This is a genomic window from Bacteroides cellulosilyticus DSM 14838, assembly GCF_000158035.1.
GTDB lineage: Bacteria > Bacteroidota > Bacteroidia > Bacteroidales > Bacteroidaceae > Bacteroides > Bacteroides cellulosilyticus.
Genome location: NZ_EQ973495.1, coordinates 305,030 through 323,113, shown reverse-complemented (window position 1 = coordinate 323,113; position 18,084 = coordinate 305,030). Strand labels below are relative to the sequence as shown.

Genomic DNA, 18,084 nt, shown 5'->3' with positions numbered 1-18,084 from the left:
AAATATTCCTTCTATCCTAGAGTCTGAATATGGGCCATATATTGCACAGGCTTATGCTATGCGTGCGTTAATGTATTTTTATATTATTCGTGTTTGGGGAGATGCTCCTTTAACAACTACAGTATGGGATGGAGAGTTATCATCTATGGAGCTTCCTCGTACTTCTGTCGCTGAAATAAAATCCCAAATATTGAGTGATATAGAGAATGCTATTAAATATTTTTCCTCTGATGGAAGTGATAAGTTTTATTTAACAAAAGCTGCGGCATATGCACTGAAAACAGATGTACATATGTGGTTTCAAGAATATCAGGAAGCTATTGATGCATCAGACTATTTTATCGGTAATAATTCATTTGAATGGGTGGCAGATGAAACTGCATATAAGAAAATATTTACAGACCCAGCAGGCTCTAAAGAAAGTATATTTTCTATGTGGTGGTCTTACTCTTTGACAGGAAAAGCGCACGGATGGCCTAAAACAATGGGGGCATCTAATACAAATAACAGTTGGCGTATGTCTCAAAAAGTATATAATGAATTATTAACGCGTTTGCGCCGTGGTGATGCCGTAGGAAATGATTGGGGATATGATGCACGCCTGTGGTGCAATGTTGATACGGTAAAGCTGTATTATAGCAGTTCTCGTAACCCAATATCTAATGCTTCATGGACCGATCCTAACTGGGGTACTAATAAATGTGTTAAGTTTTCAGGTATTGACCCGAATCGTCAATATGATTCAGCAAATAAAGTCTATAAGTCACAAGATTATGTGTATAGTTCAACAGATGCAGAATTCTCATTTCCAATTTACAGGTATGCTGATGTTATGTTACTTCGTGCTGAAGCATTAAATAAGATGGAACGTAAAGAAGAAGCTATCGATATTGTTCTAGCTGTACGTAAACGTGTTGGTTATAATGGTGGAATACCTTTTACTACTACAAAAGAGGACTTAGAAAATGAAATTTTGTTAGAAAGACAATTAGAGTTCTTTGCAGAAGGTAAGCGTTGGTTTGATTTGATGCGTACGGACAAGTTGAAGGAAGTAATGGAACCTGTTTATCAAGAACGCCAAGTTATGATGGGAGAAACCCCTACAGCATTTGATATGAATCGTGCTTATGGTCCTATCTATTATAAAGAGTTTGAGGCTAATGCCGCTTTACGTGGACATCAAAATCCTCCTTATTCTGAATAATTGTAATTACATTTAAATTTGAAAGAAATGAAAATAAAAGGATTAAAATGGATCGTGACAATGTCTATTACCCTGACATTGACGGGTTGTGAGTTCTTTGGTTTAGACATGCAAGAGTCATACGAATATGATTATAAAGCGGGTATTCCAGATAATAATGTTCACATGAATGCATGGGATTTTATTCAGTCACGACTTGATATCTTTAGTTTGTTGAAGGATGCTGTCAAATATGCCGATATGGAGGAAACTTTCCAATCAGAGGATTGTACGTATCTTTTGCCAACAAACACTGCCTTTACAGCTACTGGAAATAGTTTAGGTTACTTTGACACTCATAAAGTAAAAGTAGAAAGTTTGGATGAAGAAGGTAATCCTATACGCGATGAAGAAGGCAATATTGTATATGTGGATGAAGCACCTATTTCTATGACTATGTATCCAAAAGAACAAGTGAAAGAGTTTCTGCTTTACCACATTGTAAAAGGTAAATATACATTTACAAATTTACCGGCAGAACCAACTTGGTTTGAAACATTTGCTCCAGCTGATACAGCCAAGATCAATATGTATGTTTATAAAGATCGTAATCCGAATATTACATTTAATAATTTTGAGGGACATTATAAAAATGATATAAAACCTCGTAGTAGTAATTTACAGACGGCTAGAGGATCATATATTCATGTTATTGATTCTTGGATGGATCGTCCAACAAAAAAAATATTGGGTATTAAGTAACCATTAAACGAAAAACGATTATGAGATATATAAATAGTTTGATTATTACATTTCTCTGTTCTCTGTTCTTAGTAGGTTGTGGTGATGAGGAATATATCCGCATTGAATCGCTAAGTGCAATGGGAGATGAATTTTATTGCAATCAAAAAGTAAAGTTGTGGATGTGTGTGGAATCTAGCGATTTGTGGCACACTGATTATGAATGGGGATGCGATGGAGGCAAATTGACTCAACCGCAGGGACTTGATGAAATGACTTGGCAAGCACCGAATAAACCTGGTACATATAAGGTGTGGTGTGTAGCAAAGGTAGGTGATAAAAAGGAACGTCGTGAACATAGTCTTTATGTGTCTAGTTATTTCTTTGAGAAATTTGAGACGGCAAAACCACCTTCATCATTTAGCTATCAGAGTAGTAGTAAGTCATCTATCGCACAAGAGACTCTTCCTGATGGAACGAAAAATTCATATCTGGAGATTTATGCAAGTTCTGCTACTGAAGTAGAACGATATATTCGCCGTACTTTTGGTGACCCAGAATTATGTACACCTTTCTATTCCCGTATTAAACTAGGTTTTGTGAAAAACATGCCGGAAGATCGTATTGCTGTTGGCACTAAGAAATCAGAAAATACGTTGCGCTATCGTTGGACATTTGACTATAATATTGAAAATGGAGAAGGGTATGTTACCTATTTGGATTTCCGTTGGTATCCGACTATTTGTAAGTCTGGTCTGAATACGAAGGCTGAGACAATAGTTCTAGACGGAACTCCGGCAGTAACTGGTGAGTATAACATTCAAATACAGTTCCAGTATCAGAATAATACAACTTTGAAGAAAAATACATATACTTATTATTATTATTCAGAGAAGTTGAATCAATTTAAGAATGGTACTTATGAAACCGTTTCATTAGGTGTAGATGAAGAACATAATGTATTGGTGTATCTTTCCGGTGTAGAGGTTTTAAATTTACCTGTTTTGAAGGACAAAACAGTGGAACTCGGTTGGACCGGTGAGCATTATATAAAACAATGGGATATCTACTATATTAATGGGGATAAAGGTAATAATGCTCCCGTGATGTACTATGATGATGGATATGCGTCCACAGCTGTTTTAAAATAATTAGGATAATGAAAATGAAGAGACCGATACTGGAACACCTTTTATAGATGTTTCCTGCATCGGTTTCTCATTATAAAAATAATAACATGATGAAAAAAGTATTGTATTCTATTTTGGTTATAGGGATGTTTACCATGCCATTAGTGGCAAAAGATTTGAAAGGTGTGCTGGTGAATGAGAAACAAAAGCCTATTGCCGGCATGAAGCTTTGGGTGAAAAATACGATGAATAGTGTTATAACCGGTAAAAATGGCGATTTCTTTATAGAGCAACTTAAAGAGTCTGATACAATTGTTATATCTGTCAATAAACGTCAGGATGCAATTATACCAATGGCAGGAAAAGCCGATGGGTGGTATGTAAAATTGGAAAAAAAATCGTTTATCCTGAAAATTGGAAATAAGGAAGAGAAGATAGAATATACAGGTAAACGGCGGGTAGAAAGAAATAACAATATTATAACTCGGCAACAAATAGAGGAGAGTAGAGCCAGTGATCTTTATGAATTATTACAAGGAAGGGTACCCGGATTGAATGTAGAGGCTGTTGACGGTGAACAACGTATTAGCCTTAGAGGAGGTACATCTTTAGAACTGGATAACGAACCTCTTTTTGTCATTGATGGGACTAATTATGAAAGTAGTAATGAAGCCGACCGTAGTGTGAATATAAATGATATTGAGAAAATAGAAGTCTACAAAGATGGTTCAGCATTTGGATTTAAAGGAGCGAATGGAGCTATCGTAATTACCACAAAGAAACTCTGACATATCATTTAATCTATGAAAGCACTTCGATCTTTTGTATTACTAATTTGTGTAGTAACATTGAATGTTTATACTTATGGACAGACTAATTTACTTATCAATGATATCTACCAGACTTTCACTGCCAATATGGCTTCCATGCCTCAGGAAAAAAGTTACTTACATCTTGACAAACCTTATTATCTGACAGGAGATACTATTTGGTTGAAAGGATATTTGGTAGATGCAGTGACACATAAAGAAGAAGCTATGAGCCGTTTTCTTTATGTTGAATTGATAAATCGAAAGAATCAGTTGTGTCAGCGTAAGAAAATACGTAAAGATGAAAATGAAGGCTTTCGTGGTTATATTGCTTTAGATGAAAAAATGGAGGAAGGGGAGTATTACTTGCGGGCTTATACGAATTATATGTGTAATGCGGGTGATGAATATTTCTTCTCTCACAATATATCTATATACTCTTCTCAGGTACCACTGTGTATAACTACGATTCGGTATCTGACTGATGAGAGAAATCGTCAATGGGGGATCGTTTGCTTTCGACGCCCAAATGGAACTCCTTTCATTGGTGAGAAAGTTACATATATGGTGAGAGCCAAAGAAAAGAAAAATCCTATTTGCGAAGGAAAAACAAATGCTCAGGGGGAGTTGAAAATAGAATTACCAACGGTTACGAATAGATTATTATCCGTTGATATAACTTTGTATGAAGCTGACCTAAAACATAAAAAGACTTTTTATGTACCTGCTTCTTACGACTATCATGTGGGATTTTATCCTGAAGGAGGAGATTTGATAGAGGGAGTGATGCAAAAAATAGCATTTAAAACGGAGTCACCAAATGGGATATCTATCCCAGTAGAAGGTATTGTGGTAGATGAAAGAAATGATACGATAACTTCTTTTCGAACCGATTATAATGGGATAGGAAGTTTTATGCTGAAGTCACAGGAAGGTAAAAGATATAAAGCTATAACAACAAATTTACAACAGCAAGAAAAGATTTTTAATCTTCCTGTTCCCCAAAAAAATAAAGTTGCATTGGCATTACGTGCAGGCAATAATGGACTTCTATATTATCAGATACTTACTTCGTCTGATACTCCGGAACAATCTTATATATTGATGGCACATATACGTGGAAAAATAGAACTTTTGCAAGAATTGCCTGTTGGTAATAAACAAGGAACTCTTCAAATTCAATCATTACCAGGAGGTATTGCCCATTTTGTTTTATTAGATAAACAACGTATTCCATTAAGTGAAAGATTGCTATTTATCCCACAAATAGATCCCAAGTGGCAAATAACTAAGGACAAAGACAGATATGCAAGGCGTTCTCTTGTCCGTTTGAATCTGCGATTGACAGATACGGACGGAAATCCTTTGCAAGGAGATTTTTCAATTAGTATTACTGATAATTATGCTGTAAATCAAGATAGTCTAAGTGGAGATATTCGTTCTGCATTGCTTCTTACTTCTGATTTGAAAGGAAATGTAGAAACGCCTGGTTACTATTTTGGTAGTCCCAACCGTCAACGGCAAATACGTTTGGATAATCTGATGCTTACTCATGGCTGGAGTCGTTTTCAAGTGAATGATTTATTGCAGAAAGACTTTACCCCTAAGTTAGATCATTATCTGGAAATTGGTCAAGCTCTATCTGGAATGGTCCGTACAGGTACAGGGAAACCTCTTGCTAATGCTACTGTTGGAGTATCTATTCCTGCTATGCGATATTTTAGGTTCTGTCAGACAGATAAACAGGGGCGATTCCTCGTAGATAAATTGGCTTTCTTTGATGGAACCTCTGTTATGGCATCAGTCAATAAAAAGAATAAACTATTATATCCGACTATTGAATTGGATCCGGATTTATTTCCTAAACCAGTGAATTATCATCCCTATCATGTACCTGTAGTCCAAGCATCAAAAGAGTTTATGGATTCAGTTCAGTCTGGTTTTATCATAGAAGATGGCGTCCGTGTGTATCGTCTCCCCGATGTAGAGATTAACGCAAAGCGTACCACGATGGCTTCATTTATTAGTCGGACAATGGATGAAGATGAACTGGAGCAGAAAGATGCTCAATCGGCATTAGACTTATTATTGCAATACCCTGGAGTTTATTATGTGGAGGGAAGAGCTTATCTATATTCCCCCTACCGTCCTGTGCGTGCTGTTGCCGTACATCCGGATAAGCCTTTCTCACCAGGGGGGAAAATGCAGGGAAATACTCGTAGTGTCGTCGATCCTAGAATTCCTTTTGCACGCATTTATTTGGATGGACGGCTGATTGTGCGTCCCGAGAGTTTAGCTCAGATAAAGGCAGAGCAGATTAGTTCTATCAGTAAAATGGAACCGGAAGTGGAAGATGCTTTAGGTATTGATCCGGCATCTGATGAGGAATTGGAAGATATGAGAAGGGAACTTGGGATCAGTGGTGAGGAAGAAACAGAGATAACAGGTGAAGAAATGGATAGTTATGTTGTAACATCGGTATCTGAAAGACAAAATGAGAAGGTCGTGAATGCAACTTTAGGTCAAAGCTCTATGATGAATAATATTGGCTCCTATGGAGGACGCATTATGTTTACTTCTAAAACAGGTAATATTCCGCTTCCCCGGGAATCTTCTTTAATTGCAACCCAGACTCCATTAGGGTGTGCCCGCTATCAAGAGTTCTATCAGCCGCATTATGAAACGGACGCCCAAAAATCAAGTCTTCAACCGGACAATCGGGTAACCATTCATTGGCAACCAAATCTAAAGCTTGATAGTCAGGGACAGACTAATATTTCTTTTTATACGGGAGATAGGGTTACTCCTTATACGGTAATAATAGAGGGAATTACTGCCCAGGGAATACCATGTAGATATAATTATTTGCTAAAGAAATGAGAGAACTATTTATTGAAAGAAGTGTTGAAAATGATAATCGGTACCCCTCTAGCATATTATCATAAAAACTAATATTCTTTTTGTAAGAAGATCACATTTTATTTCCAAATACAGTATTATCCCCAATTTTATATAAATAGAAAACTATAAGATTTGGAAATAATGCAAAATAGATGTCTGGCGAGGAAGTCAATTAACCATTTGTAGCCTGGAATATTTTTAATCTATGCTGATTTTCCAGTAAAATGAAGTTATTGGGCTAGATTTATTATTCATTGCATAAAATTTCAAACTTTTGAGATAATAGTGATATTAGTTTTATAATTATATTCCCTCTTTTGCATCGTTGTTAGTCTAACTACATTTATAAAAAATGTTCTAATACCCAATTCATTGCTGTAACATTATTTTTATATGTATATGTAATGAGTTTGTAATAGTGATCATTTGATAATAAAACAAGAAAGCGTAGAAAAAATGTTTTGTTTAATTAAGTCTAATCAAAAAAGTAATTCTAATGAAAAAGAAAGAACACAAATCGCTATTATGGCGTATTTTGTTGGTACTGTTGAGCTTCTCTTTTAGTACTATAGTACAAGCTCAGAATATAACAGTAACAGGAAGCGTAGAGGATCAGAATGGTGAACCGTTAATTGGAGTGACAGTTGCAGAATTGAATACTACTAACGGAGCAATCACTGACATTGACGGTAACTTTTCTATTAAATGTGTTAAGGGCTCGACTCTTAAATTCAGCTACATTGGTTATAAGGATGTAACCAAAGTCGTTACTGAAAGTAAACTGAAAATTGTCTTGATTGAGGACTCACAAGCCTTGGATGAAGTAGTAGTAGTAGGGTACGGTACGCAGAAAAAAGGAAGTGTGACGGGTAGTGTAACTAGTGTCGATGCCAAAGCTATTGAAGATTTCCCGTCAGCTAATCTGTCTTCAGCGTTAGCTGGACGTCTTTCAGGTGTATATATAACTCAAGGAACAGGTAAACCGGGAACTTCAGCCTCTTTCAGTGTACGTGCTAAAGGTACTCCTAATAATTCTGATCCATTGTATGTTATTGATGGTGTGGTAAGGGATAAGATGGCATTTGATGCACTGGATGCCAGTGAGGTGGCTAATATATCAGTATTGAAAGATGGTGCATCGGCAGCGGTTTATGGTGCCCGTGCTGCTAATGGTGTTGTATTGATTACTACTAAGAAAGGTGGAAATGCGAAACCGACTATCAATTATACTGGTACGGTAGGTATTGATGTAGCTGCCATGATTCCGGAGACGCTTAGTGCTTATGAACATGCTGTTTATTTGAATGACCGTGCTATACAGGGTTATCTTAACAATGCCATTTGGAATCCGAATGTAGAACAGCAAGATCCGACTACCAAGTCTTCTTGGTATACAGATGACGAGTTGGCACATTTCAAAACAACTGATTATAGTTTTCTGGATGATGCATGGAAAACTCCATGGTCTACGCGTCATGCTATCAATATTACTGGTGGAACCGAAAAAGTACGTTATTTTATTGGTGGCTCTTATTTTTATAATGTTGGTTCATTTGATAATCTGAAATATTCTAAATATAATTTCCGAGCTAGCATTGACGCTGATGTCAGTAAGAATTTTACAGTTGGTTTGAATATCAGTACAGATAATCGTAAAGATACCAAACCTAATTGGAAATCCGACGGTGACCGTGATCGTATGAATGACTTATACAAGGGATTATTGCTCCGTACCAAGATGATTCCAAGTATGATTGATGGAATGCCAGTAGGTAACTTTATTGAATGGCATCCGTTAATGCTTATTAGTGAAGAATCGGGTTTGCATACTAAGAAATGGCAAAATGTTAATGTCAATGCGACTGCGGAATATCGAGTTCCCTTTGTAAAAGGTCTGAAACTGAAAGTACAGTATAACCGTACATTGGATAATCGATTAATTAAAAAGGTGAACTTCCCGTATGAAATGTACAACTTCCAGACTGCCGGAACAAACAATCATTATATTGATCCGAGTAATGTAGTAGTATCTACTAAAACTCGTGATGACGGTAACTATGTATTTAAAGAAAACCAGTTGGCAGAAGAATATCAATTAAACCTATTTGTAACTTATGACCGTAAGTTTGGTAACCATGATTTGAGTGCATTATTTGTTTATGAACAATCTGAAGGTGATAGTGAAAAATTTGATGCACAGCGCAACAAACTAATCACTTGGGAAATGCCGGAGTTTTTTGGTGCAAGTGGTGATGCTTCTGAATCTATTGTTGGGGCTGGTTCTGTGAGCGAAAGTGGTCGTCTTTCTTATGTAGGTCGTCTGAACTATGCTTATGCAGACAAGTATCTACTGGAAGCTGCATTCCGTGTCGATGGTTCTACAAAATTTGCTCCTGATCAACGCTGGGGTTTCTTCCCCTCTGTTTCAGCAGGATGGCGTATTTCCAGTGAACCTTTCTTCTCAGAAAATATCAAGTTTATCGATTACATGAAACTACGCGGTTCTATTGCTACATTAGGTAACGATGCTATTGGCGGTTGGCAATGGATGGCTCGCTACGGAATTACTACAGGTGCTGTATTCAATGGTTTATCTTATGGATTGGAACCTAAAGAAGTTCCTAATCCTAAATTGACTTGGGAGAAGTCAACTTCTTATAATATCGGTTTTGATAGCCGTTGGTTTAGAAATAAATTTGATTTCAGCTTTGAATATTTCTACAGACGTACATACGATATTCTTGATAATCTGAATGTAAGTGTACCTACTACATTTGGTGCATCTTTGCCAAAAGAAAACTATTCGGAGGTTAAATCCCGTGGTTTCGAAGTAGAACTGGGATACAATGACAGAATCGGTAAGGTGGACTATTATTTAAGAGGTAACTTTAGTTTTGCGAACAGCTGGTGGTCCAAGAAAGATGAAGCAGAAAATATCCGGGCGTACAAATCTGAAATCGGTCAGTCATTGAGCCGTGAATGGGGATTTGAATGTATTGGTATGATTCGTACCGAGGAACAGTTACAGCAATATATGGAAGAAAATCCGAATATGACCATTAAGGGACAAAAACCCGGTTTAGGTATGTTGATATACAAAGATGTACGTGGCCCTGAGAGTGATGAACCGGATGGTATCATTACGGATGATGACAAAGTTGTTATTATTGAAAATAAAGTGGCTCCAATTACTTATGGTTTCACAATTGGCGGTAAATGGAAAGGATTCATGCTTGATATATTCTTCCAAGGTATGGCCGGTCATAAGAAGTTGATGGATTTCCGTGGTAATGGTATCAATGCCCATACAAGTACATTCAAATATTATAATGATCACTGGACCCCGGAGAATACAAACGCTTCAATGCCAGGTGCTACACAGTATAAGAATAATGAAGCTTCTTCCTTCTGGGTACGCAATGCTTCTTTCTTGCGTTGCAAAAATATATCCATATCTTATGATTTGCCGAAGACATTCGTTCAGCGGATAGGTATTGAGAAAGCAAGACTTTTCCTGAATGGTACAAACCTTTTCTTATTACAGGATAAAGTAAAATGGATGGATCCCGAAGCAACGAGTATTTCAGACTATCCCGTTATGAGAAACTTCTCATTTGGTTTGAATATAACGATCTAATTATATAAAAAACACTTGAATATTATGAAATCAAAACATATAATAGCTATTACAGCATTGGCATTTGCAAGTTTAACCAGTTGTACTTCCGTATTGGATAAAGACGACTTGACAGCTGTCAGCGAAAAGGCAACATGGAATAGTGAGATTCTGTCTACAGCTTTTTTGGATAAATGCTATAAAGATAATCTGCCGTCATTTAGTGGTGATTATTCTAAATATAGTGATGAGGGTAACGGAGGTGGTGATTTTATTCATGGTCGACTGACGGCAGTAGCTACCGCTGGAGGTCCTCTAGGAGAGCACTGGCCTTATGACAAAATATATACTATCAATGTTCTGTTAACCAGTATTGATGGAGGTAGCCTGTCCGAGGATATCCGGAACCGTATAAAGGCACAAGCGCTTTTCTTACGTGCTTATCAGTACTTTGAGATGGTAAAAATTTATGGAGGTATACCTCTGATTTTAACTCCGCAGGACAGACATAGTGACGATTTATATGTTACTCGGAATACAGCAAAAGAATGTATTGACCAGATAGTGAAAGATCTTGATGATGCAGCGGCTTCATTACCCAGCATTTGGGGTGAAAATGACTTTGGACGTATCACCAAAGGAGCAGCTATGGCTTTCAAAGGACGTGTGTTGCTGACTTATGCTAGTAAACAATTTAATCCGAACAATGATCGCATCCGTTGGCAAACAGCATACAATGCCTGCTTAGCGGCCCAAAAGGAACTGTCAGAGAATGGACAACGTGCTTTACATCCTATTTATAAGGAGATATGGACAAAAGAAACTACCTCTGAGACTGTAATCACTACCCGTTTTCTTGATCCGGTGCGTACACACAATTTCATGGCAGGGCTTCGTCCGTTGGAGTTTTCGGTAGGAGCTACCGGTAATCACCATCCTACATTGGATATGGCACTTGCTTTTCCAATGGCTGACGGTACTACTCCGGGAGTAGATGCAAATGGTGATGGTGTGAAGGAAGCTTTTGATCCTACTGCTACTGACGCTACCGGTATGTTTTGGTTGAACCGTGACCCCCGTTTCTATGATATCATCGTTTACAATGGCGCTGAATATCCATTGAATGGTATGCCGGAATGGTTTCAAGGTTGCATGTACACTTACAAAGGTGGCGAAGATACTCATAGCCCGACTGGCACAGGATTTTATTCATGCAAGTTCTCTATCCCTGAAAAGACAGCTACCGAAGCCAAGGATCACGGTGACATGGACTGGATTGAAATGCGTTATGCAGAAGTGTTATTGAATCTTGCTGAATGTGCAGCGGAAGTGGGAAATAAGTCAGATGAAGTTTATACAATCCTGAAAGATATTCGTAAACGAGCCGGCATAACGGCCAATGCGGACGGGCTCTATGGTTTAAAAGCAAATATGAGTCAACAAGAATTGATTGATGCCGTTCTTTATGAACGCCGCATTGAATTGGCTTATGAAGGCAAACGTTTCTGGGATTTGCTTCGTCGCAAAATATTCTCTGATATGCAAGGATATTCTCGTTACAGAATTGAAATACAAGTGAAGAACGAATATGCTGCTATGGCACGAAGAGATTTTATCACTATGATAAAGAGCGATCCGGAATTAATGACGAAAAATTATTTCAAGTACTTCACCACTCAAACCTGGAGAATTGACGAAACTTACCAATGGAATGTGAAAGACAACTATTACTTTCAGGGATTAGCTCGCAAACACTTTGAGCAAAATCCTAAACTGCAACAGACTATTGGTTGGGAAAGTGGTGATTTCGATCCATTAAAATAGGCTCTATTATTGCCTTACAGTGTGAATCCTTGTAAAGTAAAGCAGTAGAGTATATTAAAATATAAACCCTCTATAAACTATAATAATTGGTTATAGAGGGTTTTTGCTGTAAGAGAGTATTAATCACCTAAAATAGAATTATTGTCAGTGATGCAATTAAAAAAGCACTCTGAAAAGGTTTATTGGTTAGAGCAGGCTTTAATTTTTAAAACCCTGCTCTTTTTTACAAGGTTGATACTATATAACGGAAGTAATTCCTTTTTTTCTTTTCCAATTAATAATAAGCTTCTAACTTAAAAAAAAGATTGTAATTATATAAAAGAAAGTCTTATCGGACAGGGAAACCTATACTAGTCAGCGACGCCCAAGGCATAAACGATTGGTTGTCCGTTCCTTCCGGACGACTTTTTTGAATCATCTTGCGAGTGTATGGCATATCCATTCCTTTGCGGTCGTGATAATGATGGTAAGCCCGTTCCCAGGCTGGACAGATCTTCTCCCGTTGTTTGGATGAGATCTCAGGTCCATAGACCGGCTTTCCAAACCAAGTGATATACTGCACATGAGGAACTTCTTCGCCGGACATGTATCGGGCCGTATACTCAAATCCTTTGTAGAGGCGATTGTCAAATGCTCCATATAAGTCTATATCTTGATTCCAGGCAATTTCGGCAGCACAAGCAAGGAAAGCAAGGCCCATCTGTACATGTTGTTGGTCACGTCCACTCTCCTGACATTGCCCGCTTTCATAAAAATAATTTTTGATAGCCCCATTCGTGTTACCATCGGTAAGCTGCTTGCATGCAGTATCAAAAATATCCCGTCGGTCAAGGAAAATGCCTATACACATAAGTGTTTGTCCATTGGCAGCATCCCAATTGCCATTATAACGAGGCGTCCAATCCTTTATTACCGGATACCAGATATTGATGACCATATCTTCAAAAGCTTTGCGATCTTTGGCATTCCAGCCCTTATAAGTATGTTTTATTATCTCGGCAGCATTGAGATACTTGATTCCCGCCGTACCCACCTTCAATTGACGGTTGTGATTTACGACCGACTCAAGAGTCTGAGCCCAAGCATTGAATATTTCGATAGCCTTTTCCGCATAAGCTTTATCCCCTTCCACATACCATTGTAAAGCCATGGTATAGGCTGCCGCACCATCACGTACAAACTCTTTCCCTCCATTATCGGGTTTATTATAAGGTCCGTTATCTACAATCTTAAAAGGAGTCGGTTTATAATTGAGCGAAGCAATTTCCGATGACTTGAGCTGGTTCCATGCTTCCTTCCAAGGTTCTTCGCCTGCAAGGATCTTGATTTTCATGAATTCAAGATCAGAGGTCGTGTGTAACATTCCGGGATGTACGAACTCCTGTCCGAAACTGACAATGCATATCAGCGCATACAGGAGTGAGAAAAAAGTTCTTTTAGTCATAATCATTAAGAAATTTATTACTATTGATATAATACATAGTTACGTTATTTTCCGACAGTTCTTATCAGAACCTTCCGGCTATAAGCTTTCTGACCGGCTTCGTGCACACGAACTACGTAAAAATCATCGTTCAGTGGCATACTCTCCACCCAATTGTCAGAAAAAGATTTGAGCATCTGTACCATGCTTCCATGAGTCGTGTAAATAGATATCCATGCATCTTTTTGCGATTTTACTCTCACACGATTTGTTTCCACAATAATATGCGGGATATCTTCTCTGCCTGTTTCAGGCATTAGCCCCGTAGAGATGCCTCTTGCCGCCCTCTGAGCCTCATAGAGTGATGCGGGCTGCAAGCCTTTACGATTCTGCCCTTCTATATATCCATTGGTATATTCACTCATATTGTTGCGGTATCTCCGTATTGTTTTAGCTGTGCATCCGATAGCATAATTTTGTCCCGTAGGCACTTTATCCAGATAAATGGCACCGTCCTGTACATCACAATTCCAGAATACGCTGTTGGTGCCTCCCCATCCGTGGCCGCTTCCCATATTGTCACGCAGATACATACCTATTTTTCCGGCATTTGATTTTATAGTTCCCAATTCCACCCAGTTATCAAACAAAATCCCCTGCGACCACAACCGGTGTCCCTCAGCTTGTGCAAGAGAAAGTTCCGAACGAAAATTCAACACAACAATGCCGCTGGTAGAGGCACAGCCGTTGGAGATATAGTGATGACGCCCGTTACGGGCATAACAGTTTTTCAATAAGATGAGTTGTGAACGATGGTAATTCTCAAAATTATAATACGTACCTCCTGTACAAAGTCCGGAGGGATCAATAGCATAGCAATCTTCAATTGTACTCCTCGTAGTGGAAGTCGTTTTAATGCCCGCATGAACAAAACCGGACATTGAAACACCTTTTACCCATGAATTTTCCAACGAACTCATATAGATACAATTCTGATCAACGTTAGCCGTGGAATTCTCCGGACTTCTTTCAAAAGAAATATGCAGATTCTCAATGCCTACATTGTGGCGGATTGTTCCCGAATTTGAAATCTTGTAGATATATGCCTGTGCATACTGTACGTCGAGCGCATAAAATATGGGAGCATCCACTTCAATCATATTACCTTCCACTTTGGTGACGTAGCGATGATAGGAAATATCAATATCCTTAGTTTTCCATTTCTTGCTTTCATCTGTGTTGCGCTTTGTATTGCCGCCATACCAGACAGCCTCCAGCCAAGCTGTTGTAGTAGGATATTTTATACAAATCAAGTCGCCCGCCTGATAGGCGCTTGCATCTTCCACCTGAAAAGAATAGTCGCCGGGCATCACCTTTTGTGTTACAATATTTACCTGAGCATCTCCTTTCCCATTTCCCCAATTGTGCGCAGAGGAATTTCCCATTAAAATAAGCCGTTTAGCCTTTTCAGCAGCATTTCTACCATAGAGAACCGTGGAGTCTTTGTCCGAGAAGCAATTACCTTCTCCACGCAGAATGACTCCGTCGTAAGTCAGATTTAACGTCCCGTCTACATTATATCGTCCGGCTTTCAGCAATACGACTCCTCTGATACCCTCTGCGTCCAAAGCATATTTTCCTACTTCGTCAATGGCCTTCTGTATATGTTGCGTATTGTCAGCCTCCTTGTCCTCCAAAGGACTGATAGTAATGGTGCGTTCCGGCAAACTGGCCACAGGAATGTCTTTTCCATTCCCGTATCCGGCCTGACTAAAATCTGGGATAACAAAACCATCATTATCTTTCTTATAAGTCAGGTTTCCGGATTCATCTTGAATAACAAGTTGCGATTGCCAACTTTCCTGGGCATTAAGGGAATAACTGCCTACAAAACATAAGCTCCCGATACATAAAGATACAAGTTGTGATTTCATGTGTATTTATTATTTTTTTGTGATATGTAAAGAAAGGGAGATTTATTCTCTTCATTTTGTAGTCTTATCTCATTTCCTTGCAATATTGTATCGTTCTGTTTCAAGGTGACAAAGATTATAGCATTTCATCAACACAAAGACATTCTATAGGCGATTATTCTGACAGGGCTTTGAGGAGAAAACGATCTTTTAGCCAGATAGACCATCTGTTTCTCCCAAACAGATGGTCTATCTGACCGGAACAGACAGTCTGTTTACCCTCAACAAACCATGTATTTCACCTAAACATACCATCTTTTCGGGCAAAACTAACATTCTTTTTCGTGATAAGGCTACACCTAATGCCCGAAAGGGTGTAGCCATGTTGCATAAAGGGTGACACCATCCCGGATATAAGGTGTAGCCCTTTACTTATCGGGTTATACTCTTTTCTGGTTGTATCGGGAAAGGATCCGGAGGGAAAGTGTTCTTTTTACGCATAGAACACATGAAGGCTATCATTTTCATCTAAGATATGACAGCCGTTACGTCCCTTTTTATGATTCTGTCCCCTTTCCCTTTCTTTCCGCATTTATTTAATAGGGAATGCTTGCGTTCTTTCTTTTTTCCCCCACCATTGGGCGGAAAGAAAGGAATCTGAGACAATAGGATTATCATTTTGTCATGGCTGACAAAATGATTTTTAAAGGTTATTTTCTGAAAAAACGATTAGTCGTGCGGCTGAGGATTCGGATTGGTATGCGCTTCATAAACTTTGAAATCAGCCAACTGTAGGCTTTCATCTTTAAGTCCGTTATCGGGTCTGTCGGATGCACTTTGCATCTTCCGCCCCAGACTGCGATAAATACCGAATTTATTCCGGATACTTGTCGCCCCCTTCCTCCATAAGTCTATATCTGCGAAAGATTGGTCGGCAAGCACTTTCCCATCGCTGATACGGGTCAGTTTGATGCGGAATGTACCATGATGGGTATAATGCATTTCTGTCTCCACTTGTATCCATTCATCTTCAAAGTCGGCAAGCGGAAGGTTGTCTATGATAACACCCTTGCCGGACGTCCGTGTATCGCCTGTATGAATCACTTGTACACGCTTATTCCCTCCGTCTTCATCACAACGGGTACTGATAGTAATGAGTGGTGCGCCATTATTACCTTCCTGTGCCTTCAGTTGGTGAAGATGACAGAACTTGGTGGTGGGTTGGAAACCTTTGGGTATGCGGAATTTCCATTCCAGCCGTTGCCACTCATTCCAGTTTCCGTTCAGATGATACCAGTCATGGTTTGTCTGGCTCTTCATCTCATTGCGTTGACGATCACTTAGCAATCTTCCCCGATCACTGTCCAGAGCCCCGGCATTGGCATGATTGGTGAATTTGAAAACATATTGCTGCAGGGCAGCATCAAAAAGAACTTCACAATGCACACCGTCATAATGGTCGTTTTTCGAGCTATTGGGATGCTCGGAATAGTCCCAACCCAAGGCACGCATATATTCGTGTATAGCTCTATAATCTTTTCCCACTAACTCGCGAGAGGCTTGCATACCTCCCTGAAAAGTATAGTCGGAACGGACAGGAGAAGGTAGCTGCACGGTAGGTCCATATCCAATGGCTTGCAATGCAGATTCGCCCAAACGCTCCTTCAATTGCGCCAGATAAAGACTTTGAGGAGCAACCGGAGTATCATGCGAATCGAAAATACCTACCGGCAACGTAGGACCGGACTGATTGAAGGGACGACGCAACGGAGTACTTTCTCCTTTACTGCCTATTACCCAGTTATAAGTGCCCGGGGGAATCTGATTTACATAACTCTTCGCCAAGCAATTCCAGGCAACAGACCAGGCTGTACCCCAACCATGACCGGACCCCATGGAACCACGGTTCTTAAAATCAATACCTCCGCCCGGTAAATTACAATTGTCAAGCAATAAACCTGTACTCCAACGTTGATGTCCTTCTATACGGCCATTCCCTTTGAAGCTACAATTAAGGAATACAATTGGTCCTGTTTGCCCTGCACCAAGTGCCACAAACCAGATATTATCTCCCTCTACCGAACAACGGTCAATCAGAATCTGTCCTCCGTTTGGTGCAAACTCCGCCGGCTTGGAAGCTCCTTGGTGCAAAGCCCTTCTGATTACATTAATCTGCTGCAAAGTGATGCGTCGCCCACCTACCCCTATACTCTCCATGGTTTCCAATGCATTGATGTCCTTTGCCCAACAGTCTTCTCCGTTGATTCTCAGTGCATAATATAATGCTTTCCCGTGATTGACCGCTTGTGCGGGCGACTCGATACGCAGATTCTCCACACCGCACTGACGGAGTCGTTGTACGTTATTGGCCACCACTAATGTAGTATTGTCATCGGTGAATTTCGCATCGTAAGAGTCTACCAGCGGGACACTCAGCACAATTGTATTTCCTTCAATACCTGCAATGGTCCGTTCGGCAATCAGTTGCCGTCCTGCCTTTATCCAGGTCTGAGGTTTTCCGTCACGAACCAAATCATTCATTTT

The 18,084-nt window shown here is 39.3% G+C and carries 10 protein-coding genes; 7 read left to right on the top strand and 3 right to left on the bottom strand.

What is annotated here, in order from left to right; genetic code table 11:
- The 7 genes from BACCELL_RS23595 to BACCELL_RS23565 form a co-directional block, all read left to right on the top strand.
- The coding region (locus BACCELL_RS23595) for a RagB/SusD family nutrient uptake outer membrane protein (protein WP_007214650.1) at positions 1-1,204 on the top strand (1,204 nt) is incomplete at its 5' end.
- A 27-nt stretch (positions 1,205-1,231) separates the two neighbouring features.
- On the top strand, positions 1,232-1,945 hold the full coding sequence (locus tag BACCELL_RS23590) for a fasciclin domain-containing protein (RefSeq protein WP_007214649.1): 714 nt from the start codon (positions 1,232-1,234) through the stop codon (positions 1,943-1,945).
- 20 nt (positions 1,946-1,965) lie between these two features.
- Positions 1,966-3,075, top strand: a complete 1,110-nt coding sequence (locus tag BACCELL_RS23585; protein ID WP_007214648.1) for a hypothetical protein — start codon at positions 1,966-1,968, stop codon at positions 3,073-3,075.
- An 86-nt stretch (positions 3,076-3,161) separates the two neighbouring features.
- Positions 3,162-3,842 (top strand): TonB-dependent receptor plug domain-containing protein, encoded by a 681-nt coding sequence (locus BACCELL_RS23580; protein ID WP_236100763.1) that lies wholly within the window; start codon positions 3,162-3,164, stop codon positions 3,840-3,842.
- 15 nt (positions 3,843-3,857) lie between these two features.
- Positions 3,858-6,743 carry a hypothetical protein gene (locus BACCELL_RS23575; protein WP_007214646.1) on the top strand — a complete coding sequence of 962 codons (2,886 nt, stop codon included), beginning with the start codon at positions 3,858-3,860 and terminating at the stop codon, positions 6,741-6,743.
- A gap of 517 nt (positions 6,744-7,260) precedes the next feature.
- Positions 7,261-10,401 carry a SusC/RagA family TonB-linked outer membrane protein gene (locus BACCELL_RS23570; RefSeq protein ID WP_007214645.1) on the top strand — a complete coding sequence of 1,047 codons (3,141 nt, stop codon included), beginning with the start codon at positions 7,261-7,263 and terminating at the stop codon, positions 10,399-10,401.
- A gap of 24 nt (positions 10,402-10,425) precedes the next feature.
- The gene (locus tag BACCELL_RS23565; RefSeq protein ID WP_007214644.1) at positions 10,426-12,204 is read left to right on the top strand and encodes a RagB/SusD family nutrient uptake outer membrane protein; all 1,779 of its coding nucleotides are present in this window, start codon (positions 10,426-10,428) and stop codon (positions 12,202-12,204) included.
- Positions 12,205-12,532: 328 nt separating this feature from the next.
- On the opposite strand, the gene BACCELL_RS23560 is transcribed toward BACCELL_RS23565, so the two are convergent.
- The 3 genes from BACCELL_RS23560 to BACCELL_RS27170 form a co-directional block, all read right to left on the bottom strand.
- The gene (locus BACCELL_RS23560) at positions 12,533-13,648 is read right to left on the bottom strand and encodes an alginate lyase family protein (RefSeq protein WP_149950062.1); all 1,116 of its coding nucleotides are present in this window, start codon (positions 13,646-13,648) and stop codon (positions 12,533-12,535) included.
- Between the two features lie 44 nt (positions 13,649-13,692).
- Positions 13,693-15,561: a hypothetical protein gene (locus BACCELL_RS23555; RefSeq protein WP_007214642.1), complete on the bottom strand. Its 1,869-nt coding sequence runs from the start codon at positions 15,559-15,561 to the stop codon at positions 13,693-13,695.
- Positions 15,562-16,269: 708 nt separating this feature from the next.
- Positions 16,270-18,084 (bottom strand): hypothetical protein (locus BACCELL_RS27170; protein ID WP_007214639.1); only part of this gene is annotated, 1,815 nt, incomplete at its 5' end.